Genomic DNA, 26100 nt, shown 5'->3' with positions numbered 1-26100 from the left:
ACCATTTCAATGAAAAAACAATTAATTTTTCTAATCGCTACACTATTCCTTGTAGGACTGGGCCAGGCCCAAGTGACCGTAACAGGAAATGTAGGTGATGGAGCAGGCCCCCTACCTGGGGCATCCATCATTATTAAAGGCACCGACCAAGGGACCACCAGTGACTTTGATGGAAATTATTCCATTGATGCAGCAACAGGGGATATCCTGCTCTTCTCCTATGTGGGTTACAAATCCCAGGAAATTGCCGTTGGAACCAACACCACTATCAATGTGGTATTACAGGAGGATGCACAAGCCTTGGACGAGGTAGTGGTATCCGTACTGGGATTTAAGGAAAAACGGGACAATGTGGCCTCTACCTATTCGGTTATTGGAGCAGAAAGCGCCCTGCGCTCTAAGGAACCCACCTTGGTAAACAGTTTGGCCGGGAAGGCTGCAGGTTTAAGCATAACAGGCACCAGTGCCGATCCTGGTGCAGGATCTACCATACAGATCCGAGGAGTGAGTTCCATTAATGGGAGTGCGCCGCTTATTGTAGTAGACGGTATTCCCATTAACAATAGCAATTTGGAAGGCTTGGGGAGTGATTCGGACGGTGGAGTATCCCAGCAATCGCGTTTAAACGACATTAACCCAGACGACATAGAATCTATCCAAGTCTTTAAAGGGGCCTCCGCAGGTGCCATTTACGGCTCTAGGGCACTAGGTGGAGTGATAGTGATCACCACCAAAAGGGGAAAAGAAGGAAAGATGGCGGTTTCTTTGAGCTCTTCGGTCTCTATTGATAAAATAAATAGAAGGCACCCCTTACAGAAAAGTTTTGGACAAGGATCCAATGGCAACTATAGCCCAACCAGTGCCAACTCTTGGGGCGATCGTATCTCGGACCGGTCTGGAGCAGCCGATGTATTGGACACTAGCGGTCAATATTTTGAGGCACAGGACGGCACCTTATATTACCCCATCACCCAAAAGAATAGCAACGCCATCTATTCCGATAGGAATTTTGACAGGGTATTCAATGATGGAATCGCCCAGGACATTAAGCTCAATGTTTCCGGTGGTAGTGAACGCGCCACCTTTTACTTTAGCGTTTCCCATTTAAACCAGGAGGGAATCATAAAAGCCTCGGATTATTACAAGAATACTTTTACCATTGGAAATACGTATAAGTTTAATGATTGGCTAAGCTCCTCGGCCAAGGTTTCCTATACCAACAGCAAATCCAACAGAATACAACAAGGCTCCAACACAGCTGGTATCTACTTGGGATTGTTACGCACCCCACCAGATTTTGATATTTCGGACTACATAGGCACTTATTATGACAGCAACGGGAATCCGGTACCGCTTCGCCACCGATCCTATAGAAGATATTTAGGAAATACCCAAAATCCCACGTACAACAACCCCTTATGGACGGTGAACGAAGTAACTAGTGAAACCGCAGTAGACCGCGTCTTTGGTTCCGTTGATTTTAATATCAAGGCCACTCCTTGGTTAGCCTTTATTCTACGGGGCGGCCTGGACACCTACAATGATGATCGGGTATATTTCTTCCCTATGTTTTCGGCAGATGGAGCCAATAACGGGAGGTACCAAAACGAAATTTTCAACAATACGGAGATATCCGCCGATCTTATCTCCATGCTAAATTTTTCCCTAGGGGATAAAATAACGAATAAAACCACCTTAGGCGCTGCCATAAACGATAGGGACAGAAAGCAGTTGTATGTAGAGGCAATCGATTTCCTCTACAACAGCCGACTACAAAATCCGTCCATAGCCGCCAACAAGGATGTTATAGAAAGGAAAACCAAAATAAGAAACGTACGCTTTTATGGGCAGACCAGTTTTGACTATGACGATCTGTTAAACCTAAATTTGGGACTTACCCATGAGGACGCTTCTTCCAGTTCCGAAGCATTGGTTTACCCCAGTGCAGAATTGGGCTTTAAATGGAGTAACTTACTTAACCTAGAACCTAGTAGCGCCCTTTCTTTTGCCAAGCTTAGATTGGCCTATGGAGAGGTAGGATTGGCACCCGATGCCCATGGTTGGGAAACTGGGTACGAGACCGCCACCTACTCTTCCTATTCCGATGGTATTTCCCTTACTGCCTTTGGTGGGGGCTTTAGATTGAATGACGACCAGGGAAATCCACTGCTGAAATTTGAAAGAAAGAAGGAGTACGAATTGGGAATGGATCTTCGTTTCTTTAGAAATCGCATACGCCTATCCGGAACCTATTATTACAATGAGACCAATGACATGATCTTGAACCTAGACCTTAACCCCTCCTCTGGCTTTGACACCTTCTCCGGGAACGTAGCTTCCTTGGAGAATAGGGGGTATGAAGTGGAATTTGACTATAATTTCCTGAAAAAAGAGCACCTTTCCCTCAGTATCTACGGGAACGTCTTTGGCAATAAAAATGAAGTAACAGACCTGGGAGGAGTTGCTTCCGTAGACCTCACCCCAGGATCTTCCATTAAATCCAGCGCCGTATTGGGAGAGCCCTTGGGCGTTCTCTTGGGAAGTGCGGCCCTAAAAAATCCGGATGGTAGTCTAAACCTGGATGAAAACGGTTTTCCGCAGTTAGATACCTCTGGGGATAAGGTGCTGGGCGACCCCAACCCGGATTGGCGTGGCGCTGCAGGGCTACGTGCAAATTGGAAAGGCCTATCCCTTAATGTATTGTTCGAAACCAGTCAGGGTAATGATATAGGGGAAAGGACAAAGTATGTTCTATACGGTTTTGGTACCCATGCAGATGTTGGCAACGACGTTACCCTTTCCCAAAACCTACTGAATGCGGACGGGGACCTTATTACGGCCGGAAGCACGGTACGGGGCAATGTAATGGACTTTGGCGGCGGGCCGGTACTATTGGACCAAAGCTGGTATACCTCCCTGGGAGGAGGCTTTGGAGGGTCTGTAATTAACGAGTTTGCCATAGGCGATGCCAGCTGGACCAGGTTAAGGGAACTAAGCCTAGCCTATAGCCTGGAGGGCGACTTAATGAAGCGGATAGGACTGGAATCCGTACAGTTCTCCCTCACGGGAAGGAACATTGCCTTGTGGACCAAGGTTAAGGGGATAGACCCAGATGTAAATCAGTTTGGTGCAGGCGTGGGAAAAGGCCTGGATTACTTTACCAACCCTAGCTCTAAATCTGTGGTTATTGGAATTAATATCAATTATTAAAAATATTAGCGATGAAAAAATATATAAAACAGCTAGTGAGCATAACATTGCTTCTATCCCTTGTAGGCTGCGAAAGTTATTTGGATGTAAACGAAGATCCCAATGTAGCCACCGATGTCCCGCCAGAACTACTCCTAAAGGGTATGGAGCTGGCCAATGTACAGATCCAATCCGGACACCTCATGAGAATTTCCCAATTTTGGACGGGCCAGATGAGGGGTGTGGACAACCTCTATGGTAGAATCAACGATTATATTATCTCTCCCGAAGATTCTAACGGCATATGGGCTTTTATGTACCACGGAGTGATGACCCAAAACGACATCATTCAGGAAACCTCCAATGACAACCTTTTAAAAGGAATTTCCAATATTCTGGAGGCACATGCCATAGGTAGTTTTACCTCCATGTTTGGAGATGTTCCCTATAGCGAAGTAGGCGTAGCAGAAAATCCAATTTTTGACGGACAGCAAGCAGTGCTGCAGGCGGCACAATCCGTCTTAAACACTGCTATTTCCCAATTAAACATGGTACCAGAGTCCAGAAGATTTCAGGATGACATCTTTTTGGGAGGAAATCCAAAGGCATGGATACAAGTAGCCCACAGCTTAAAGGCGCGTTATTTTTTAATGACAAGACAATACGACCAGGCCTATCAAAGTGCCCTGTTAGGCGTGCAATCTGCGGAAAACTCCCTACGGTATGCCGCAGCGTACAGTGATTACGGTTCCACGGATGAGAATAGTAGCCTCTACAACCTAATTTTGAGAGGAAGTAGGGCGGGCGACCTTACATCCAATGGTTCATTTCTACAGGACTTGCTGGATAAAGACAACCCCAATTCCCGGAACAATCCCAAGACTGATGAAAGTAGAAGGCGCGATTATCTTATTCTGGATAATGCCGCAATTAATGACAACAGACTAAGCGCCGCACATGCCACCATGCCCTTGGTGACCTATGAGGAAAATTTAATGATCCTAGCGGAAACCGCTTATAGAACGGTGAGTTTTGAGGAGGCTCTAGGCCATTTAAACACCTTAAGACAATATTTAAATACCGGCAATGCCTTTAAAGGAGATCCCGGCCTAACCTTTCAATACGATGCCTATGTTGCGGCCGATTTTGATGCCGGTGGCATGATGAACTCAGACAATATAGAGGCAGGAAAGGCCCTTTTACGCGAAATTATGGAGGAAAAATACGTAACGGGCTTTGGCACCTTAACTCCTTTTGATGATTTTAGACGCATACGGACTACCGATCCGGATATCGCCATGCCGCTTCCTATAAATGCAGGCAATGCTTATCCAGAAAGGTTTTTAATTGCACAGGACGAGATCGATGGGAATCCCAATGCCCCAAGCCCCATACCAGACCTTTTCCAAAAAACTTCGCTAAATCAGTAACCAAAAAAGTAGAACCTAAAAGGCTCCCAAAACCTAGGTTTTGGGAGCCTTTTTATTATGGTTGATAGGAATAGAATACCTTTTCCGGAGGTTGTTTAGCTCGCTGCTACGCCTAGCGATAAAAATTCATATGATCGATATATTTCCAAACAGCTTCAGTTAGCATAGGCCGTATATTTTTACCCTCTTTTATTTGTTTACGAATAAAGGTAGAGGATATCTCCATAATGGGAGCTGCAATATGATGTATCTTGGGATGTCCCTGAAATTGAGTATCCGTTTTCCCTTCAGAAACTCTTGGGTAAACATAGATGTCGTGATTCTCCAGAATAACCTCATAGTTTTTCCATTTATGGAACCCTTTTAGGTTATCCTCGCCCATAATAAGGGAAAAGTGATATTTATCCCCGTACTTTTCGGATATATGAGCCAGGGTATGCACGGTATAATTAGGTTGCGGTAGATTAAACTCGATATCGCTGGGCCGCAATTTGGGATAATCGGTAACTGCCTCATAGATCAATTGGTACCGATGGTGGTTCTCCAATAAGGTCTTTTTGGTTTTAAATGGACTTTGGGGGGTAATTACAAACCACACCTCATCCAAATCCGAAAATTCTGCCATATGGTTCGCAATTACCATATGGCCTATATGTATGGGGTTGAACGTCCCAAAAAACAAACCCACCCGTTTCTGTTTCATGTGTGCTATAAGTCCTTTATCATTTTAAAATAACCGGTTATACCCTCTCCAGTACTAACAGTACTGAGTAATCTATGTAGCTTTTGGGGTTACCCCTACAAAATCGGCCACCAACTGATGTGCTTCCTCCAACGCTACCTCTAGGTCGTAATTCTTTATAATACGGTCAAATTGTGGTGCCGTTGCCAGTTCTACAGAAGCCTTGGCAACTCGCATATTAATTTTGTCCTCGGATTCCGTACTTCGTTTCTTTAACCTTATTTTTAGTTCATCCACGCTAGGGGGCTTTACAAAAACGGCAAGGGTCTGTTCCGGGAACTTCTTTTTAATCCGTAAGCCCCCTACCACATCAATATCAAAGATTACATTCTTTCCTTCGGCCCAGAGACGCTCTACCTCACTCTTTAGGGTACCGTAAAAGTTATCTCGGTATACCTCTTCCCATTCCAAAAAATTGTCCTCCTTTATATGTTGCTTAAACTCGGACAAGTCCATAAAATAATAGTGCTCCCCGTGTTTCTCCTCACCTCGCCTTGGTCTGGAGGTGGCAGATATGGAAAAAGCCAAATTAAGTTCTGGTTGCTTTAAAAGGTGTTTTACTATAGTAGTCTTACCACTCCCGGATGGTGCTGAAAATATAATTAACTTTCCTCCTTTCATTATAATACGTTGAGCATTTGTTCCTTAATTTTTTCCAATTCGTCTTTCATCTGCACCACCAACTGTTGCATGGGCGCAAAGTTAGCCTTGGACCCAATGGTGTTTATTTCCCTACCGATTTCTTGTCCAATAAAGGCTAATTTTTTACCGTTAGAATCCACAGAATTAAGGGTAGTAGTAAAATAATCCAAGTGGTTTTGCAATCTTACCTTTTCTTCGGTAATATCATATTTCTCCAAATAATAGATCAACTCCTGCTCAAAGCGATTGGCATCTACATTTTCCTTTATATCTGCAATCGCCTTCTCCAATCGCTCCCTAACGGTTTGCAATCTATCCTTATCCATTTCCGTGACCTGGGAAAGCAACTCCTTTAAATTGGTGATACGGGCTTCAAAATCGTTTTCCAAGACCCTTCCTTCCTCCGTTCTAAAGGCATTAATTTCCTTTAAGGCCAAGACCAATCCCTCTTTTATAACCTTAAACTCTTCTTCATCTATATCTTCCCTTTCCGTTTTCATGGTATCGGGCATACGCATTGCGATTTCCAACAATGCCATATCATTTCCAGGTACAATTCCACCTAACTGCTGCATATACTGCTTCACTACGGCCTCATTAACCACCGAAGAAGTCTCTACACCCGTGTTTTCAACATATAGACCAAAGTCTACCTTCCCTCTCACTAGTGAACTAGCGATGGTTTTACGCAGCTCTAATTCCTTTTCCCGGTAAGCCGAAGGAATCCTGGTGTTTAAATCTAGACTTTTGCTGTTAAGGGATTTGATCTCTATGGTGATCTTTTTGGATGGAAGTTGTATCACATGCTTCCCAAAACCCGTCATGGATTGAATCATAAAATAAATTTAAATTTTGACAAATGTAATCAAATTAGATTTTTCATCCTCCATTCCAGGGTATAATCAAGGATTGTGCTACTTGTGATACGTCTATCACATGGAACGCTAACAGCCCTATAGATTATGCTTTTAGCAGATTTACAGGGATACCTGGGGGGACCTTCACAAATGCCGTTAGACGCTACCCTCCAAATTTGCCCCACAGAAGCAATGGTAGGTACAGGGCATAAGACTATTAGAAGTAATAACACATACTAAAGCAAAGTAGGTACCTAGGCATGAACAACCTGAAGCACCCACTTCACCTATAACCACTTAAATTCTATACTTATACAAGTCGTTAGGAGGCTAGCGACTTGTAGTATTTTGACCATTATTTGGGAAGGAGCTTTTTACAGCATAACTTTATTTACACTTGTCGGCTATCAAAAAAGCCTAGTTGTTGCTATAAAAAGCTCCCTTATAATTGAATTACAATTCCCTAACCCAAATATTTCTAAAACTTACCCTACTGTTATCCCCATGGTCTTGTAGTCTTAGGGGGCCTTTTCCATGTGGTGGATTTTTAGGCCATCCCACATAAGGAGTAGTTCCCTTTATCTCTACATGGTCTTGTATCACCACCCCGTTGTGGATAACGGTAATAGTGCCAGATTTTGTTTTATCGCCCTGCTCATTAAATTCCGGAGCATGGTAGATGATATCATAACTATTCCACTCCCCACTAGGTACCGATGCCATGGCTAGGGGCGTATGTTGTTTATAAATGGAGCCTACTTGCCCGTTTACATAGGTGTCATTATCGTTATTATCCAATATTTGAACCTCATACAAGCCTTGTAAAAACACCCCACTATTGCCCCTACTCTGTTTTTCACCCTGGATATCCTTGGGAGATTTCCACTCTAGGTGCAATTGAATGCTTCCAAAATCCTGAACGGTCTGAATGTCCCCAGTTTTATCGGCAACCGTCATGCTCCCATCCGAATTCACGTGCCATTTGGCTTTGGAGCCATCCTTGGTACTCACCCAATTATCTAAGTTATCGCCATCAAAAAGCACAATGGCATCACTTGGGGGCTCTAGAAAAGCAGGGGTAGACTTTACCACAGGGGGTATAGGCTTGTACACTTCCGTTTCTTCGGGTGTGGTAGGCTCGGCACCCTTATATTCCTCATGAACCACTCGCTCATTGGATTGCATATTAGATGCAATGGGTTCCATGGCATCTACCGTTACCTTTTCCTTGCAGGCGACGGTAAGCAATAAAAAAAGTGGGATATACGTAAAAGTAAGTTTCATAAAAGTATGGTTATTTGACTTAGTCCAAAGATTTGATCTTTATATTTCTATAGGCAACGATATCTCCATGGTCTTGCAGACCAATTTTTCCGGTTGGATATTTCCCAAAATGATCGGAGCCCTTAAATTTGGATTTATCCACTAAGGCTTCCCATCCTTCCCCATTTACCGGGAAGTTAATAATCTCCTTGCCATTGAGGACCACACTGCCTTCATTGGTTTTGTGGTTTACTGTAAGCACGCAGGTATTCCATTCCCCAGCCGGCTTGGTAACATCTTCACTAGGCCCAACCATATCGTACAAAGCGCCTGCCTGACGGATAGGTCCGTTTTTGGCATCGGGGTGTTTTTTATTGTCCAAGACTTGAATCTCTGGTCCAGAAAGGTAGGCCTCGTTCAAGCTCTCTATTTCTTTCACTCCCCAAAAGATTCCGCTATTTCCCCCTTCAGAGATTCTCCACTCTAGGGAAAGAACAAAATTGGTAAAGCTCTCCTTGGTCACTAGGTTATACTTCTCCCCTTTTTTACGCTCTTTAGGCGGATAGAACACCATTGCGTTATCCTCTATTTTCCAAGCCTCACCAACGCCTTCTTCTAAATATCGCTTCCAAGAATCAAAATTGGTCCCGTCAAAAAGCACCTGCCATTCTCCCGAGTTTTCGGATGCACTGGCAGCTGTTTCCGTATTTGTAGTGACGTCCGAATCTGGCAACGCCCCGTCTTTTTCCTTTTTTTCCTTGCAGCCCATCACCAAAACAGCAATTAAGGCAGTATATAATAAGTTTTTCATAGGTAGATTTTTATAAGTTTTTAATGACCCTATGTAAACTCGCCTAGCGGCAATGAAGTTCACATAGCTTTATTCGCATCCCGAATATATTCCGATACGATTATAGTCCCAATATTTGTTTAAGCATTTCTTTGTCTGTTTTGGCTCCTGCAAAATCATCAAATGTTTTTTCGGTGGCCTCAATAATATGGTCTTGGATGAATTTAGCACCTTCCCTTGCTCCTTGCTCTGGACTTTTTATACAGCATTCCCACTCCATTACTGCCCACACATCACATCCGTACTGGGTAAGTTTGGAAAAAATGGTTTTAAAATCTATCTGTCCATCCCCCAAGGAACGGTATCTCCCAGCTCGATTTCCCCAATCGTTATAGCCCCCGAACATACCTTTCTTTCCTGTAGGGTTAAATTCGGAATCCTTCACGTGGAACGATTTTATAAACTCGTGGTAGTGGTCTATATACGCGATATAGTCTAGTTGCTGAAGCACAAAATGACTTGGATCGTAAAGTATATTTACCCTTTTATGGTTTCCGGTAGCTGCCAAAAAGCGCTCAAAGGTATCCCCATCGTGAAGGTCTTCCCCTGGATGGATCTCATAACAGACGTCTACCCCCTCCTTATCAAAGTGGTTAAGAATGGGAAGCCATCTATTGGCCAATTCCTCAAAGCCCATTTCCACCAAACCGGCAGGGCGCTGTGGCCAAGGGTGCATGGTATGCCATAATAGGGATCCGGAAAAAGTAGCATGCGCTTTTAATCCCAACCTACGGCTGGCGGTTGCCGCCTTTTTCACTCTATCTATTGCCCATTCTGTACGAGCTTTGGGGTTATTCCTCATGTTCTCTGGCGCAAAACTATCGAACATCGTGTCATAGGCAGGATGTACTGCTACCAATTGCCCCTGCAAATGCGTAGACAATTCGGTAATTTCCAACCCATAGGAGTTGATCTTTCCTTTAAGCTCGTCACAATAAGTCTGACTCTCTGCTGCCTTATCTAGGTCTATCAGAAAATCTACCCAGGTAGGTATCTGTATTCCCTTATACCCCAGATCGGATGCCCATTTACATATACCATCCAAAGAATTGAACGGCGCTTTTTCATCTATAAATTGTGCCAAAAATACGGCTGGCCCCTTAATTGTTTTCATGTATATTTATCTATAATTAATTGTTTCCAAAAGCATTGAAGCGAATATGTCCCTTAAGTGAATAATAAGGATGCAACCCAATAAGCTCCCTAATTTACTTCTTAACGCACATCTCCACGATCCAATAATGAGTTTGCCAACATTTCCTTCCGCCTATTTTCTCTTCCCTCTTTATTGTTCTTATCAACTATTAAATTGCCTTTTTAGGTTAATATATTTAATATTTTAACCCTATATTTAAAGAACAATAAACAATTGTTTCGCCAAAGCGAAGTCATAAATATAAGGAAACCCCAAGAATAATCAGAATAATAAAGCATGGAATCAACCAACGATAAAAGTCGGCTTAACACCCACCATGGAAACCAACAGGGTCTTCACACCAACAACCTCCCCCATTAAACTGAACAACAAGACTTTAAACACCTAGGGAGTAAGCGCAATTTATCGATGAAATAAAAAGAAGTGATGCATACAACGATGGAAAATAGATCAGCTAGAAATTTATGGGAAACTTTTGTGGAAGCCCATCCAGAATTTGCCGGTTTGGAAGCAGAGGGCACCCTTCAATTTTTTGAAAACGAACAGGACGCCGACAGGCACGCCTCTTTAGTACTCAATCACGGCAAAACAGCTACTTCGTACTCCTTAGTGGGACTACAATGTAGGCAGGAGTCATTGCCAAAAACCGGATCGTTTTTAATTGTAGTCGATGGCCGGGGCAGCGCCCAATGTGTAGTGCAAATTACGGGCTTCACGCTAAAACCGTGGTACAGTATTACAGCGGACCATAGCAGGCGCGAAGGATTTAGCTCCCTTGAGGAATGGAAAAAGACCTATTGGGATTATTTTTCCGAAGAACTAGCGCACCATGGCCGCTCCCCACAGGAAAGCATGATTATAGTCTGTGTAAATTTCGAAAAAATATATGGGTAAGCGCACAAGTTTGCACAAAAAAAAGGCTGCCTAGTTTGGCAGCCTTTTTTGGTTTTTGAGTGGTAATCCTTATTTAAGATCTACCCAAACATTTCCTTTTTTATTAGATTCCACGGTACTTTCTATAAAATCCATTCCACGGACCGCATCCAACATTGGAGGGAACTCTCCATCATTGTATTCTTCTCCGCGGATAGCCCTAGCTACCCCTTTATAGATATTACCCATAGCATCGAATATTCCTTCTGGATGCCCTGGAGGTAACTTAGTACCGTCCAAGGACAGTTCAGAGTTATAGGCGTGTCCTGGTTTAAAAATCTGCAAGGGCTCCGTATCGCTCTGTACCTTCAGGTAATTTGGATTCTCCTGCTCCCATCTTAATCCGCCTTTGTCCCCGTAGATGGCAATGGCAAGACCATTCTCTTCTCCGGTGGCAACCTGACTAGCACGTACAATTCCCTTTACGTGCTTGTCCATACGCACTAAAATAGTACCATCTACATCCATTTGATTATCATCGTACAGATAATTAAAGTCGGCCAAAATAGACTTTATTCTCAATCCGGTGGTATACTCCACCATATTAAAGGCATGCACCCCAATATCTGCAATACAGGAACTGATACCTGCTTTTTTAGGATCTAAGCGCCAAACAGTGGATCGCTTTTCCTTATCGTGGATAATAGAATTTATCCATCCCTGATAATAACGCACATCTACCTTATGGACTTTTCCAATGGCTCCTGCCTTAATCATTTCTCGCATCTGACGCACCATAGGATACCCCGTATAGGTGTGGGTAATAGCCAATATAGCGTTGGTTTTTGCCTGGGCCTCCTGTAAAACTAGCGCCTCCTCATAGGTGGTGGTAAAAGGCTTCTCACAAATTACATGAAAACCGTTCTCCAATAATTTTTTGGCCATTGGAAAATGCAGGAAATTTGGTGTAAGGATAGAACATACCTGGATACGCTCTTCCTTGGGCAATTTTAATTCTTCCTCCACCAAGGTGTCAAAATCCTTATAAATCCTATTGGTAGGAATATCTATCTCCCTGGCAAAGGCAAGACTCTCTTCGTGGTTGGGGTTAAAAACCGCTCCCACAATTTCATAATTATCATACATTTGAGAAGCTACCCGGTGCAATATTCCGATAAGGGAATCGCCCCCTCCTCCTAAAATACCTAATCTTATTTTTTTAGCCATATGATTATTTTTACTGATTTATTCTTTATACTCAACTTCTTCGTTCTTAAAAAATATGGTGAACAAGATCATCACCCCAAATGCAAAAATAGCAGGAAAGGTCCAAATATCAACCCAGCTATGCACTCCTTCTTCTATAATATAACTATCGGTAATTTCTCCTGCAACCCAGAACCCTATCAACATACCCACTCCGTAGGTAGCCAAGGTAATTAGGCCTTGTGCGGCACTTTTATATCTTTCTCCTGCCTTGGAATCCGTATAGATCTGCCCGGAAACAAAGAAGAAATCATAACAAATTCCGTGTAACGCAATTCCTATAAGCAACATATACGCTTGGTCTCCCGCATCCCCAAAGGCAAATAACAAATACCGAACGGTCCATGCCAACATTCCGGCAATAAGCGTCTTCTTAATTCCAAACCTCTTAAAAAAGTAAGGAAGTAATAACATAAACAATACTTCCGACGCCTGTCCGATGGTCATTTTCCCAGTAGGGTTTTCCATCCCAATTTCGGATAAGAAAGGGTTGGCATTTTGATAGTAAAACGCAAGCGGAATACATATTAAAATAGAAGAGACGAAGAAAATTAAAAAGTTTCTATCCTTTAATAGTTTTAAGGCATCCAACCCCAAAATTTCGGATAGGGAAGGCTTTTCGTTCTTATTAACTTTTGGGGGCGTTTTTGGTAAGGTAAAACTGAAAAGCCCCAACACGGCCGAAGCAATAGCTACCATTAGGAAGGTATTCCTTAACATCCCCGCTTCCCTAGCGGCTTCGGAATCCCACACAAACACATAACTAATAACCAAACCTGCAACAATCCACCCTATGGTACCAAAAACACGAACAAAGGAGAATTCCTTGGCCGGATTTTTCATTTGGTTAAAGGAAATGGAGTTCACCAACGCCAAGGTAGGCATATAGACGATCATATACCCCAGCACATAGGGATAAAAAGAAGCAAAGTCTACCGACGTATACATTTGATACATCAATACCGCCCCCAACAAATGCAGAATCCCCAGGATACGTTCCGCATTAAAATACCTATCTGCAATTAGACCGATAATAAACGGCGCAATTATGGCCCCCCAGCTCTGTGTGGAAAATGCCATGGCCGTTTCGGCACCAGTGGCGTTGAGATTATTGCCCAAAAAGGTGCCCAAGGTAACAAACCAGCCTCCCCAGATAAAAAACTCCAGGAACATCATAAAAGAGAGCTGTGACTTAATTCTTAAATTCATACGTTAATATTTATTAATTTAAATGACGGTCTTAATTTGCCCGCGTCTAACTGCATAGGTTAAACCGGGCTATGGCTGGTTAATTATGGTCCAGGCATGCACGCTCCCCTCCCTATGGAAGCCACCTCTTTAAAACCAAAGAGCGCAATGACCGTTTACGAACTATAATTCAGGTCATTGCACTCCTTAAATTTTATTTTGGTTGCGAACAAACCCCTTAACGGAGTCTACATACCTACTAGGAGTGCTTAATTAAGCTCACTCCCTGCTTTTATAAGCAGATCCCTAGTGGCCAATATACCTTCTTCTTCACTTAATTCACCACCTTCGTACTCTACACCAATATAACCGGTATAGCCAGCATCCTTCACTATCTTCAAAATTCTGCGATAGTCAAGATTTCTCTCGTTCCCCTCCTCGTCAAAAACGTTGGACTTGGCACTTACCGCTAGGGCATGTGGCATTAGTTCTTTCATTCCCTTGTAAGGATCGTACATGTCGGCACATCCAGAAGCAGTTCTTTCGATACAGAAATTTCCAAAATCTGGAAGTGTTCCACAGTTTTCCATACCAACTTTGGTCATTACCTCGGCCAATAAAGCCCCATTGGAAGAAAGTCCGCCATGGTTCTCTACCAGCACGTTGATGTTCTTATCTTTAGCATAAGTAGCCAATTGGGTAAGTCCGTCTACAGAACTAGCTACCCACTCTTCGGGATCGTTGCTTCCAGCAAGATTTACCCTAATAGCATGGCAACCCATGGCTGCAGCAGCATCTACCCACTTGTAATGATTTTCTACTGCCGCTTTTCTCTCTGCCGCATCCGGTGTAGCCAAATTACCTTGACCATCTATCATAATCAGCAGGTTCTTTAAACCGTACTTTTCACTTAGCTCATTATTTTTTGCAACAAAGGCATCCATCGCCTCTTGGGAGAAATTGGATTTTTTCAATTCATCATAATACAATCCGCTTACATACTCCAAACCAGAAAACCCCCATTCCTTCGCTTTTTCGGCAAAAGAGTAAGGATCTACTCCTTCGTTTCTGATCATTCTGTGCATTGACCATTGTGCTAAGGAAAGTTTAAAGAATGGCTCTTCGGAGCTAGCGGTCGCCGCTACGCTATCCTTATCCTTTGCCTGTTCTTTTGGAGCATCTTTACAAGATAGCATCCCTACGAACAATAATGCCATCACTAATTTAAACCCATTGAGCTTCAAGTTTTTACCTTTCATTTTCTTTTATTATATTAAATTTAAGATTCATCGATAACTACAACGTTGTAGTACCGATCTATTAACAAATACAAGGTTTAAATGTAGAAAATTAATTCTATATTTAACAACTATATTAAACAAACAATTTTCCAGATGAGCAAATTTTATTATAACGAAGAGCAAGAGTCTTACGACGCTATCGTCGTAGGTACGGGGATTAGCGGAGGTTGGGCTGCTAAGGAGCTGTGCGAGAACGGACTTAAAACACTGGTGTTGGAAAGAGGGAGAATGGTCAATCACATTGAGGATTACACCACGGCAAATATGGACACTTGGGATTTTCCAAACAATGGGGAACTGACCCCCGAGGAAAAGGCCAAGCAACTTAAACAAGCCCGTACCGGTTATACGGTAAAGAAACCACACAACCATTGGTTTGTCAATGATTTGGAACACCCTTACAATGAAACCAAGCGATTCGACTGGATGCGGGGCTACCATGTTGGGGGGCGTTCCCTCACCTGGGGAAGGCATAGTTACCGCTGGTCGGACATCGATTTTGAAGCCAATAAGAAGGATGGCATTGCCGTGGATTGGCCCGTTAGATACAAGGATATTGCCCCTTGGTACGACAAGGTGGAATCTTATATAGGCGTCTGTGGTGAAAACCTGGGCTTGCCGCAACTTCCGGATGGCCAGTTTTTGCCCATGATGGATTTAAACTGTGTAGAACAACACTTTAGGGAAAAAGTTGCCGAAAATTTTGACGGCAGAGTGGTCACTGCAGGTAGGGTGGCGCATATTACGGGCGACAAAGAGTTTGAGGGCCGTACTAAATGTCAATTTAGGAACCGCTGCATACGTGGGTGTCCTTTTGGCGCTTACTTCAGCAGCAACTCCTCTACGCTTCCGGCCGCCGAACGCACTGGAAACCTTACCTTAAGACCAGATTCCATCGTTACCGAGGTAATCTACGATCCCAACACCAAGAAGGCCAGTGGGGTAAAAGTTATTGATAGAGTGACCAAGGAGACCTATGAGTTTAAAGCCAAGGTGATCTTCCTTTGTGCTTCTGCCATAGCCTCTACAGCAATATTAATGCAATCCAAATCGGACCGCTTCCCCAATGGACTGGGGAACGATTCGGACCAATTGGGAAGAAACATTATGGACCACCATTTAGGTGTTGGAGCAAGCGGTAAATTTGATGGATTTGACGATAAATACTATAAGGGTAGAAAACCAAACGGCATTTATATTCCAAGATTTAAGAATCTCGGCGGAAAATCCAATGCCAAGGATTATATCCGTGGTTTTGGTTACCAAGGAGGTGCCAGCAGGGGGAACTGGGAAGAAACCATCGCCGAGGTTTCCCACGGTAAAGATTTAAAGGAAGCCATTTTGAAGCCAGGGGGCTGGACCTTTGGAATGATGGGCTTTGGAGAAGTACTTCCCTACGAGGACAACCGTATGACCTTAGATTACGATAAGCTGGATGGATGGGGCCTACCCACCGTTACTTTTGACGCGGAGTTTAAGGAGAACGAGTGGAATATGCGTAAGGAAATGAAGGAGCAGGCCGTAGAAATGCTAACCAAAGCGGGGCTGCGGGATGTACAATCGTACGACAACCCGGGAGCGCTAGGGCTGGGCATCCATGAAATGGGAACCGCCAGGATGGGCAGGGACCCAAAAACATCGGTGTTAAACGGCCACAACCAAATACATGCCGTTCCCAATGTATACGTAACGGACGGGTCTTTTATGACTTCTGCAAGTTGTGTAAACCCCTCTTTAACCTATATGGCCTTTACGGCCAGGGCTGCTAACCACGCCGCCCAAGAACTTAAAAAAGGAAATCTATAATGGATAGAAGAAAAGCATTACGGAACATGGGGCTGTCACTAGGATACGTAGTGGCCACCCCCACATTATTGACCCTAGTACAAAGCTGTAAACAAGATACCGCCTTGGTATGGACCCCAGACTTCCTAAGTAAGGAAGAGGGGACGGTACTCACCACTTTGGTAGACATCATTCTTCCAAAAACGGACACGCCTTCGGCCTCCGAAGTGCAGGTGCATCTTTTTATTGATCGCTTTGCAAACGAAATTATGGAGCCCGAACAAAAGGAACTCCTTAAAATGAGCATGGGCAAGTTTATAGACAAAGCCCTAGCAGATTCTGGAAAAACCAGTAAGGACAACCTTAGCGCCGAAGATTTAGAACCGGTATTGGCTGCTGCTCTCAGCACTCCTAAGGAAGAGCAGGCTAAATATTTTGAATTGATCTCTGCCTATACCGAGGCCGTTCGGGAACAAAAAACCGCTTCCTTAGACGACGAAGTATCCAGGTTTGCCTTTGCCAACAATTTACGAGGGTTAACCATTTGGGGGTATAAGACCTCCGAATATGTAGGGGAAAACGTGCTGGCATATATGCCTGTTCCAGGTGAGTATATCGCTTGCGGAGACTTAGAGGAATTAACCGGTGGCAAAGCATGGTCGCTCTAAAATATATTGCAAATTGAGAAGAAGAGATTTTATACAAAAAACCGCCCTCAGCAGTGGGGCGGTTACCTTAGGGGGATCCTTAGCTTACGGTTCCCCGTTTGGCCAAGGACAAAATAAACATACGTTTAACCTTAAATACGCCCCACACTTTGGCATGTTCAGGAACGTTGCTGGCAACGATCCCATTGACCAATTGCATTTCATGGCCGAGCAGGGTTTTACCGCGCTGGAAGACAATGGAATGATGGGTAGGGATGTGGCCCTACAAACCAAGATTGGGGATACCCTGGCAAAGCTTAATATGACCATGGGAGTTTTTGTAATAGACAAAGGAGGCAACATGGCCAATACTTTGGCGGCCGGCAAAAAGGAAAATGTAGATATTTTTCTGGATGGCTGTAGAAGGGCGGTAGAGGTTGCCAAACGCGTTAATGCCAAATGGATGACCGTAGTTCCTGGCGCCTATGACCGAAGCCTTCCCATAGGAATACAGAATGCCAATGTAATTGAAGCCCTAAGAAAAGGCGCCGAAATACTGGAGCCCCATGGTTTGGTGATGGTATTGGAACCTCTTTCAGATTCTCCGGACCTTCACTTACAGACTTCAGAACAAACCTATTTAATCTGTAAAGGAGTAAACAGTCCCTCCTGTAAAATTCTGTACGACATATATCATATGCAGAAGAATGAAGGCCACCTCATCCACAATATGAATCTTACCTGGGATGAAATTGCCTATATTCAGGTAGGCGATAATCCTGGCCGAAAAGAGCCTACCACTGGGGAAATCAATTATAAAAATGTCTTTAAATACTTATATGATAAAGGATTTAAAGGAGTGGTTGGTATGGAACACGGCAACTCCAGACCCAACAAGGAAGGGGACCTAGCCGTAATCAATGCGTATAAAGAGGTAGACAACTTCTTATAAACCTGCAACCATACTGTTAACTAAGGTTTTTTAGAAAGGACTCCCTGAATGGCGATAATATGCTAGCAGCTGTGCCACATGAAGCGACGAAGAAAACAAAGGACATGGAATACAGCAATTGTATTCCATGTCCTTTGTTATCACACTATATGAGATTGTTTTTAAATGCTCCTAGGAGGGACTGTCCATACCGTTCAGGTGAGCTTGCCCGAACTTGTCTAGGCGGGCTTGCCCGAACTGAATAGGCGGGCTTGCCCTGAGGTAATTGACTTTAGGAGCCCTAAAAAGTTAAGTCCCTATTTTAATAATACGCCAAAACGTACGACCCAATTAATGCAAAGTAGTTATGAATTACCAGCATGGTTTTTCCTTGCGTTAGGTAGTTCCCCCGAAACCCATTCACAAGAAAAATTCCAATACCGACGGGTTAGTCGTGATTATCAATCCTACTAAACATTGGCGGTAGTGTAGAAACTACAACCTGTTCAAAATTCAATGAACAGACCCCGAATTGGATCGCACTTTATTTGGCTGTATTAAGTCTTATTTAAATAGTTAAATTCCGTAGCTTATTTACGTTTTTCTATAGCTGAATGCCCCAGAAACCACCCTTATCTTTTCCAGTCCTCCTCATTCGTTCTAAGTTCAGCCAAATCCGCCGGACTCTCCATTTCACTATGTGTGGCAATCTGTTCCTCCGAACTCATAGTTTCCTCGTCCGCTGCAACGGCAATAAATAGTGCTAACAGCAATCCAATAAAAAAAAACACACATTTTCTCATCAACCTAAAATTTTAAATACCTAGGTTACACATTAAAGATTTAAAGGGGATTGGGGAACATCAAATTTATAGGAAACATCCAGTTAAAATCTAACATATTGTATAGTTGGTATAGTATCCTGTATGAATGGTAAGAGCGTTTAAAAAACTCCCGAAATGCCTATGATGGCTATACTAATAGAGATCGGCAATGTATTAGAATCCTTCCCAATCTTACCCCTTTTCTTGCCATTTACACTCGAAACAAATCCATTGATACAAAACTTGCTTATCAAGTAGACAATGGATTATAATTTAACTATCTTACCTTGGTTATGTTAGAAGCGGTATTAGTAGACGACGAAATTAAAGCACTCCAAAGTCTTTCTTGGGAGCTCACCAATTTCAGCAATGATATTAAGGTGATAGCCTCCTTTACAGATCCTTTTGAGGCACTGGAGTATTTACAGCATTATACTCCAGACTGCTTGTTTTTGGATATTGAGATGCCCACTATGGACGGATTTCAATTTATCCAAAAACTTCAAAACAGGGATTTCCCTGTGGTCATTACCACCGCCTACAACCAATACGCCATTAAGGCCCTTAAACACGAGGCAATAGACTACTTACTAAAGCCTATTGATACGGACGATTTAAACTTGACCATAGCCAAGATCAGAAAGTTTAACGACAAAAATGATACCTATTCCAAATTGGAAAAAGTATTGTTGAAATTTAATTCAGATTCGCAGCACAGGAAAATAACCATCAACACAGATGGGAAATTATTATTTTTAGAAAGCGATGAAATTCTCTACGCAGAATCAGATGGGAATTACAGCACCCTATTTTTAAGTGACGGCCAGAAAATTCTGTTGACAAAAAAACTGAAAGAGGTAAATGAACTTTTGCCGAAGGATACTTTTTTTAGGATTCACAATTCGTTCATCATCAATATGCACAAGATAAAAGAATTCATAAAAACCGACGGCTATGTTATTCTTCAATCCAATCACAAAATTCCAGTATCAAGACAAAAAAAGTCGGATTTTCTGGATTTAATTTAGTTTAACCACAAAAATCCAATTTTTTGAAGTTGGCCATTTCCCATAAATACGCACCGTTAACTATTAAGTCACGCTTATTTTGGGCACTGCTTGTGTGTTTAACTCCTCTTACATCCTTCTCCCAAGAGGTGCCAGAATCCTTTAAAAAACGTAGCGATAGCCTAATCCAAGCAGCACCAACCACCTACCAACAGTTAGATAAGGTACTGAGACCCTATAGGACCGACACCATTTACATGCGCTATTTCAGTAAGGCCGCTGCCCATAAGCAATATTATGATGGTGAAGCCTACGCCCTTAATCAATTGGGACGAAAATACAGGGAAATTGCCCTTTTCCCCAAGGCCATTGCCCTCCACACACAAGCCCTGCAGGCGGCAGTAAAGGCAGATAACTTGGAGTTTAGGGTCTACAGCCTAAACATGCTGGGGGTAATTTACCGGAAAAGCGATGCCATAAAAATTGCCCTAGATTACCACCAAGAGGCCTTGGACCTGGCATACACTGCTCAAAATCCCTCCATGGGCATTAAAAGAAGCATCAATGTTTCCTTAAACAGCATTGGCAATCTTTACCAAACCTTAAGACAGTACGATATAGCCATCGCGCAGTACAAAAAATCCATGGCCCTAGAAAGGGAGCTAAACAATAAGTTGGGCTTGGCTATAAACTATCAAAACATTGGGGATTGCCTAGAAGAACAAGGGCAACTAGCAGACGCCCTTCACCACTATAGAACCTCCTTGGAATACAATAACGAAATTAACAATGATAAGGGATTAATTATTTGCAAAAACAGCATCGCCCAAGTATATATAAAACAAAACAAACCCGAGGACGCCCTTTCCATTCTAGAGCCCAATCTATTGGCAGCGGAGGAAATTGGAAATAGGTTTATTGCCACCTCCATCAACCTTAATATAGGATGGGCACTTTTAAAACTTAAGCAGTACGCAAAAGCCCAGGAATACCTTAACAAAGGTCTGGAAATGGCCCAAACCCATCACCTACCCAGCTTTATCTCCAAGGCTTTTACCCTATTATCGGAATTAGCCACCCATAAAGCAAATTATAAAGATGCCCTGGTATATTATCAAAAGGCAGAAAGCCTAAATGTTGCCATCAATAGTGAGGTGAACCGTAAATATATTTACGATCTCATCATAAAGTATGAAACGGAGAAAAAGAATAATGAAATATTGAATTTAGCGAGCGAAAATCTCGAAATAAACCACCGACTAAGGAGAAACAAAAACATGCTCCTCATAGGTTCCTTGGGAATGGCCCTATTCACCTTTCTTTTATACATCCTTTACCGCCAGAAGGAACTGAAAAGTGAAAAAAAGATCCTTACCCTGGAGCAAAGCATGCTACGCAGCCAGATGAATCCTCACTTTTTGTTCAACTCCCTAAACTCCATCAAGTTATATATTATTAACAACGAGAAGAAAAATGCCGTTCACTACCTAAATAAGTTTTCCAAATTGGTGCGTAAAATCCTAGAAGCCTCTTCGGTAAAGGAAATCTCACTTTTTGATGAGCTAGAGACCATAGAGCTCTATATGAACATTGAAAACATCCGTTTTTCCAATGAAATAAATTTCTCCATCACCATAGAAGACCCCATCGACCCGCATACCGTGAAAATTCCATCTTTAATATTGCAACCCTTTCTGGAAAATGCGATATGGCACGGGCTCTCTACCAAAGAAGGCGAAAAAAACATAGATCTAAGAGTAAGTAGGGAAGACAACCACTACATACAAATAACCATTACAGATAACGGCGTAGGTCGTAAAGCTTCCGAAAGACTAAAGAAAAATAAGGTTCTGAAAGGAAAATCCGTGGGAATAGACATTACCAAAGAGCGCTTGGCAAACTTTTCCAAAGATTTTGAACACAATTTTCAGGTAGAAATCATAGATCTATACAACGCCAACAAGGAGGCCTTGGGCACCCAAGTAGTGCTCCACATCCCTACGACTTAGTATGCTCCTTGGCTACTTCCTCCAATTCTGCATACCATTTTTCGCCAAATTTCCTGATTAGCCCGTCCTTTACAAACTTGTAAATGGGCACTTGCAATTCGCTTCCCAATGAACAGGCCGCATCACAAATTTCCCATCTGTGGTAGTTTATGGCCGTAATTTCGGAATATTCCATTACCCGTATGGGGTATAAATGGCAAGAAACCGGCTTTTTAAACTTCGTTGCACCTTCTTCATACGCCTTTTCAATACCACATTTTGCAGTACCGTTTTCCGTAAATATAGCATAGGCACACTCACTTCCATTTACCAACGGAGTCTCCCAGTCCCCATCCTCTCCCTTAATAAAGGCACCTTGCTTTTCAATTTCGGCGATCCCTTCGGGTCTTAGAAATGGTTTAATATCCTGATAGATATCTACCAGCACTTCGGTCTCCCCCTCCTCCAAGGGCGCCCCCGCTTCTCCATCAACACAGCAGGCTCCCTTGCAAGCTGCAAGATTGCACACAAAATCATTCTCTATGATCTCTTCCGATACTATTGTTTTCCCCAGTTGGAACATACCTCAAAATTAAACCACAAATATACCCCTTTACATGGATAATTTCGTTTGAATTAAACGTAGATTTGCAGCTGCAAACCAAAAAGGGTTTTGTACAACAATTAGCATGCTGTTTTAAATGAGCTTACATTTTAATTTTAGGGAAATCCTTACAGCCAGTATGGTCCTTTTTGCGGTTATAGATATCGTAGGAAGCATACCTATTATTATCAACTTACGAAATAAGGTAGGTCATATACAATCTGGAAAAGCCAGTTTGGTCTCTGCCCTGATTATGATTGCCTTTTTATTTGTGGGTGAAGAAATTTTGAAATTAATTGGCATTGACATCAATTCCTTTGCCGTAGCAGGTTCCTTTGTAATTTTCTTTTTGGCCCTGGAGATGGTTTTGGGAATCACCCTCTATAGAGACGATCACCCAGAAAGCGCCTCCATTGTCCCCATTGCCTTCCCCTTAATCGCTGGGGCTGGAACGGTTACCACCTTACTATCGCTGCGGGCGGAATACTATGTAGAGAATATCATTGTAGCCATTATAATAAATGTTATTTTTGTTTACATTGTATTAAGATCCTCTCAAAGAATAGAGAGGATATTAGGTAAAAATGGACTTAATGTTATCCGTAAAATATTTGGTGTGATTTTATTGGCCATCGCCGTAAAGCTCTTTACAGCAAACATTAACCAATTATTTTAGGGAGCGTTAGAAAATTGATCTGATGAACAAAATATTATTAGGAGTACTTATCGTATTGGGCTTGGCCCTTATTATCTTTAATATAACCATGGTAGATTTTGACGCACCTTTGGAAGGTGACAGCATAATTGCCTTGATCGGTATTGTGGCATCGCTATGCGCCATCGCATTATTGGTTATTTATTCGATCTCCAAAAAGATTGAAAAGAAAATGAAGGAGTAACACACTCCTTCGTTTTAGAGTCCGAGGCAGCACAGCCGGTAAGCACTACTACTGAGGCTTTTTTTTATACCATAGGAACCAATTTATTCCTTATTCTACCTCTAGGTTTTTTTCCGTAAGAACCGTGGTGTTTTGACCGCTCCCATCGCTGTTTGCCCCATCCAGCTCCAGCACCTTAAGCACCATATCATCGGTACCGCTGAGTATTTTGGCATGGGCATTCGCATCGAAAAGCTGAGCTGCCAAGGCGGCCTTTAAGTATGTTTTAATACTTTCCTCGTGGGCATAAAAGTCTATATTGATGCTTTTGGAAAAATAGGTGACAAAATTTTCAAAGAAGATATCGTCTACCACATACTCTTCTATAAAGGATTCTTTATTGAAGCGATCAAAATATTCCCGGTGTTCATCGAGATAGGTAAATACGAAAAACGGGATAAACTGGAAATTCATACTGGCAATCGCCTCCGACTCATTGGAGCCAATGGGCACAAAAACATCTGGAATTATTCCCCCGCCACCATAAACCACTTTCCCCTTTGGGGTTTTAAACTTTAGGGAATCGGCCACCTTAATACTATCTACGGAAAGCAACTCACCGTTATGGTAGCGGTCCATAAATTTTTGGTAGTAATCCCGATTTCCATTTTCGTAGGATTTCTGTATAGAACGCCCAGTAGGGGTGTAGTATCTGGATACTGTTAATCGTACGACCGACCCATCACCCAGATCCATTTCGCGCTGTACCAGTCCTTTGCCAAACGACCGGCGACCTACTATGGTCCCAATATCATTATCCTGTAGGGAACCTGCAATAATTTCACTCGCCGATGCAGACTTCTCATTAATCAGCACATAGACCGGTTTATTTTTAAAATGCCCCTTACCAGTAGCAAATACACTGTCTATTTTCCCCCTTTTGTTCTTGGTAAATAAAATCAGCTTGCCTTCGGACAAAAATTCATCAGCCATTTTCTCGGCAATCCCTAAATAACCACCCGGATTATCCCTGAGGTCTAGGGTTAGTTTTTTAGCTCCCATGGCCTCCAGTTGGCGCAGGGCTTTCTTAAACTCTCTATAGGTAGACTCTGCAAATCTATTTACTTTTAAATACCCCATATCTGGAGTAAGCATAAAATAAGACTCAACGCTTTTAATGGGTACCACGTCTCGCTCTACAACTACCTTAAAGAGTTTATCCTCTTTTTTTCTATACACTTGTAATTCTACCGGACTCCCCTTTTTCCCTTTCAGTTTTTTTACCACCTCGTCATTAGGGACTCCCAAACCAAACAAGGTATCCCCATCGGCCATAAGGATGCGGTCTCCCTGCTGAATACCTTTTAGATAACTAGGACCATCCTCTACCGGTCGGATTACCGAAATAGTATCTTTGTACATATAAAAATTAACCCCGATCCCCACAAAATCGCCCTTCATATTCTCGGAAACCTTCGTCATATCCCTTTTGGGAATATAAACGGAATGCGGATCCAATTTTTCAAGGATATTATTGACGGTTACATCTACAATACTATCGGTATTTACCTCGTCTACATACTCATAATCTATAAAGTCTATCAGCCTATTGAGCTTGTCTTTATTGGAGTTTTTGGTAAAAAGCTTTTTAGAAGAATCATTAAAGTGCAGTTTTCCACCAATAAAAATACCAATGGCCAATGCCAAGGCAATGATGGTGGGCCATATAAAGGTATTTCTGCGCTTCATTTCTTAAAATCTTATAGGGTATTTACGATTTCTGGCATCTGAATAAGCTCTACCCCCGCCTTTTTCAAAAACTGTATACCAGCATCATCTTTGTACGCCTTTTGATATACTACACGTTTTATGCCAGATTGGTGAATTAATTTACTGCATTCCTTACATGGCGAGAGGGTAATATACAGGGTGGCCCCTTCGCAAGATTGCGTAGAGGCGGCTACTTTAGAAATAGCATTTGCCTCGGCGTGCAATACATACCATTTGGTATATCCTTCTTCGTCCTCACAAATATTCTCAAATCCGGTAGGGGTGCCGTTATAACCATCCGAGATGATCATCCTATCCTTTACAATTATTGCCCCCACCTGTTTTCGCTCGCAATAGGAGAGTTTCCCCCACTCGCTCGCCATACGCAAATACGCTCTATCGTATTTTTCTTGCTTGCGTTCCTTCATTGTACTTATATCCACTTAAATTATCTTCCTTATAACCAAGACTCCTGCAGACTACTTCAATTTATTTTGCAGTTGCCATGAACCCATAAAGGAAAAGTTGATTTACTGGGTGGAAAATCCTTCCCACACTCAAAATTAATGCATTTTATGAATTAATGGTTTTAATTACCGTTAAGGTTTATAAAATTCCTGTCAACCGAAGATAGTAGCATCCATAGACACTGGATCAATTACCTCCATACTGAAGAATATTTGATTAAAAAGAACCTGTTTAAACTTTATTGTTTTCTGAAACACTTCTACTAACAACAAAAGGTAATTCTTCGCTAAAAATGCCACGTTCAGGCCGGGAAAACTGGAAATACCTAAGTGCTCCCAAACCCTATAAAGGATCTAATCCAAACTGGGGAAACTACGCATCCTCCTTCGCTCCAAAAAATCAAATCAGGGCTTAAAACTCCATCCTTTTATTGACTGAAAA

23 protein-coding genes are annotated in these 26100 nt (G+C 42.5%); 10 read left to right on the top strand and 13 right to left on the bottom strand.

What is annotated here, in order from left to right; all coding sequences use genetic code 11:
* Positions 1 to 9 precede the first annotated feature (9 nt).
* Complete coding sequence (locus F1E73_RS02540; RefSeq protein WP_150451024.1) at positions 10 to 3210, top strand: SusC/RagA family TonB-linked outer membrane protein; 3201 nt, start codon at positions 10 to 12, stop codon at positions 3208 to 3210.
* Between the two features lie 11 nt (positions 3211 to 3221).
* On the top strand, positions 3222 to 4619 hold the full coding sequence (locus tag F1E73_RS02535; RefSeq protein WP_086476393.1) for a SusD/RagB family nutrient-binding outer membrane lipoprotein: 1398 nt from the start codon (positions 3222 to 3224) through the stop codon (positions 4617 to 4619).
* A gap of 112 nt (positions 4620 to 4731) precedes the next feature.
* Here F1E73_RS02535 and nadD read toward each other — a convergent pair whose 3' ends face one another.
* The 6 genes from nadD to F1E73_RS02505 all read right to left on the bottom strand — a co-directional run bounded on the left by nadD (position 4732) and on the right by F1E73_RS02505 (position 10087).
* Entirely contained in the window at positions 4732 to 5322 is a 591-nt protein-coding gene (nadD, locus tag F1E73_RS02530; protein ID WP_086476394.1) for a nicotinate (nicotinamide) nucleotide adenylyltransferase, read from the bottom strand.
* Between the two features lie 72 nt (positions 5323 to 5394).
* On the bottom strand, positions 5395 to 5982 hold the full coding sequence (gene gmk, locus F1E73_RS02525; protein WP_086476395.1) for a guanylate kinase: 588 nt from the start codon (positions 5980 to 5982) through the stop codon (positions 5395 to 5397).
* Positions 5982 to 6839, bottom strand: coding sequence for a YicC/YloC family endoribonuclease (locus tag F1E73_RS02520; protein WP_086476396.1), 858 nt, complete (start codon positions 6837 to 6839; stop codon positions 5982 to 5984). Before F1E73_RS02520 ends, gmk begins: the two co-directional genes overlap by 1 nt.
* 474 nt (positions 6840 to 7313) lie before the next feature.
* Positions 7314 to 8144, bottom strand: coding sequence for a 3-keto-disaccharide hydrolase (locus F1E73_RS02515; protein ID WP_394349896.1), 831 nt, complete (start codon positions 8142 to 8144; stop codon positions 7314 to 7316).
* A gap of 19 nt (positions 8145 to 8163) precedes the next feature.
* Entirely contained in the window at positions 8164 to 8934 is a 771-nt protein-coding gene (locus tag F1E73_RS02510) for a 3-keto-disaccharide hydrolase (protein WP_086476397.1), read from the bottom strand.
* A 100-nt stretch (positions 8935 to 9034) separates the two neighbouring features.
* On the bottom strand, positions 9035 to 10087 hold the full coding sequence (locus F1E73_RS02505; RefSeq protein WP_086476398.1) for a sugar phosphate isomerase/epimerase family protein: 1053 nt from the start codon (positions 10085 to 10087) through the stop codon (positions 9035 to 9037).
* A gap of 468 nt (positions 10088 to 10555) precedes the next feature.
* Between F1E73_RS02505 and F1E73_RS02500 the strand changes: the two genes are divergently transcribed.
* Complete coding sequence (locus F1E73_RS02500; RefSeq protein ID WP_086476399.1) at positions 10556 to 11023, top strand: ASCH domain-containing protein; 468 nt, start codon at positions 10556 to 10558, stop codon at positions 11021 to 11023.
* Positions 11024 to 11092: 69 nt separating this feature from the next.
* On the opposite strand, the gene F1E73_RS02495 is transcribed toward F1E73_RS02500, so the two are convergent.
* The 3 genes from F1E73_RS02495 to F1E73_RS02485 form a co-directional block, all read right to left on the bottom strand.
* Positions 11093 to 12229, bottom strand: coding sequence for a Gfo/Idh/MocA family protein (locus F1E73_RS02495; RefSeq protein WP_086476400.1), 1137 nt, complete (start codon positions 12227 to 12229; stop codon positions 11093 to 11095).
* A gap of 18 nt (positions 12230 to 12247) precedes the next feature.
* Positions 12248 to 13477, bottom strand: coding sequence for a nucleoside permease (locus F1E73_RS02490; RefSeq protein ID WP_086476401.1), 1230 nt, complete (start codon positions 13475 to 13477; stop codon positions 12248 to 12250).
* Between the two features lie 248 nt (positions 13478 to 13725).
* Entirely contained in the window at positions 13726 to 14715 is a 990-nt protein-coding gene (locus F1E73_RS02485) for a sugar phosphate isomerase/epimerase family protein (RefSeq protein ID WP_150451023.1), read from the bottom strand.
* 135 nt (positions 14716 to 14850) lie between these two features.
* On the opposite strand from F1E73_RS02485, the gene F1E73_RS02480 reads away from it, so the two are divergent.
* From F1E73_RS02480 to F1E73_RS02470, 3 genes are read left to right on the top strand one after another with little or no spacing between them, the layout of a single operon-like run.
* Positions 14851 to 16563, top strand: coding sequence for a GMC oxidoreductase (locus F1E73_RS02480; protein ID WP_086476403.1), 1713 nt, complete (start codon positions 14851 to 14853; stop codon positions 16561 to 16563).
* Complete coding sequence (locus F1E73_RS02475) at positions 16563 to 17210, top strand: gluconate 2-dehydrogenase subunit 3 family protein (RefSeq protein WP_150451022.1); 648 nt, start codon at positions 16563 to 16565, stop codon at positions 17208 to 17210. Before F1E73_RS02480 ends, F1E73_RS02475 begins: the two co-directional genes overlap by 1 nt.
* A 13-nt stretch (positions 17211 to 17223) precedes the next feature.
* A complete protein-coding gene (locus F1E73_RS02470; RefSeq protein WP_086476405.1) occupies positions 17224 to 18141 on the top strand; it encodes a hydroxypyruvate isomerase family protein in 918 nt (305 codons plus the stop codon).
* 611 nt (positions 18142 to 18752) lie between these two features.
* Here F1E73_RS02470 and F1E73_RS17555 read toward each other — a convergent pair.
* Positions 18753 to 18923, bottom strand: coding sequence for a hypothetical protein (locus tag F1E73_RS17555; protein ID WP_176328458.1), 171 nt, complete (start codon positions 18921 to 18923; stop codon positions 18753 to 18755).
* A gap of 314 nt (positions 18924 to 19237) precedes the next feature.
* On the opposite strand from F1E73_RS17555, the gene F1E73_RS02465 reads away from it, so the two are divergent.
* Both F1E73_RS02465 and F1E73_RS02460 read left to right on the top strand, forming a co-directional pair.
* Positions 19238 to 19972, top strand: coding sequence for a LytR/AlgR family response regulator transcription factor (locus tag F1E73_RS02465; RefSeq protein WP_086476406.1), 735 nt, complete (start codon positions 19238 to 19240; stop codon positions 19970 to 19972).
* A gap of 23 nt (positions 19973 to 19995) precedes the next feature.
* On the top strand, positions 19996 to 21960 hold the full coding sequence (locus F1E73_RS02460; protein ID WP_223883338.1) for a tetratricopeptide repeat protein: 1965 nt from the start codon (positions 19996 to 19998) through the stop codon (positions 21958 to 21960).
* On the opposite strand, the gene F1E73_RS02455 is transcribed toward F1E73_RS02460, so the two are convergent.
* A complete protein-coding gene (locus F1E73_RS02455) occupies positions 21950 to 22522 on the bottom strand; it encodes a DUF3109 family protein (protein WP_150451021.1) in 573 nt (190 codons plus the stop codon). The two genes, F1E73_RS02460 and F1E73_RS02455, sit on opposite strands and share 11 nt — an antisense overlap.
* A gap of 118 nt (positions 22523 to 22640) precedes the next feature.
* Between F1E73_RS02455 and F1E73_RS02450 the strand changes: the two genes are divergently transcribed.
* Together F1E73_RS02450 and F1E73_RS02445 are read left to right on the top strand one after the other, a co-directional pair.
* Positions 22641 to 23219 carry a MarC family protein gene (locus F1E73_RS02450; protein WP_086476408.1) on the top strand — a complete coding sequence of 193 codons (579 nt, stop codon included), beginning with the start codon at positions 22641 to 22643 and terminating at the stop codon, positions 23217 to 23219.
* Between the two features lie 22 nt (positions 23220 to 23241).
* The gene (locus F1E73_RS02445; protein WP_086476409.1) at positions 23242 to 23442 is read left to right on the top strand and encodes a hypothetical protein; all 201 of its coding nucleotides are present in this window, start codon (positions 23242 to 23244) and stop codon (positions 23440 to 23442) included.
* 90 nt (positions 23443 to 23532) lie between these two features.
* Here F1E73_RS02445 and F1E73_RS02440 read toward each other — a convergent pair whose 3' ends face one another.
* Entirely contained in the window at positions 23533 to 25170 is a 1638-nt protein-coding gene (locus F1E73_RS02440; RefSeq protein ID WP_150451020.1) for a S41 family peptidase, read from the bottom strand.
* 11 nt (positions 25171 to 25181) lie between these two features.
* Positions 25182 to 25619, bottom strand: coding sequence for a deoxycytidylate deaminase (locus F1E73_RS02435; protein WP_086476411.1), 438 nt, complete (start codon positions 25617 to 25619; stop codon positions 25182 to 25184).
* Positions 25620 to 26100: the final 481 nt, after the last annotated feature.

The sequence above is a fragment of the Arenibacter lacus genome (assembly GCF_008711145.1).
Lineage (GTDB): Bacteria > Bacteroidota > Bacteroidia > Flavobacteriales > Flavobacteriaceae > Arenibacter > Arenibacter amylolyticus.
This window is presented reverse-complemented; position numbering and strand designations above follow the sequence as displayed.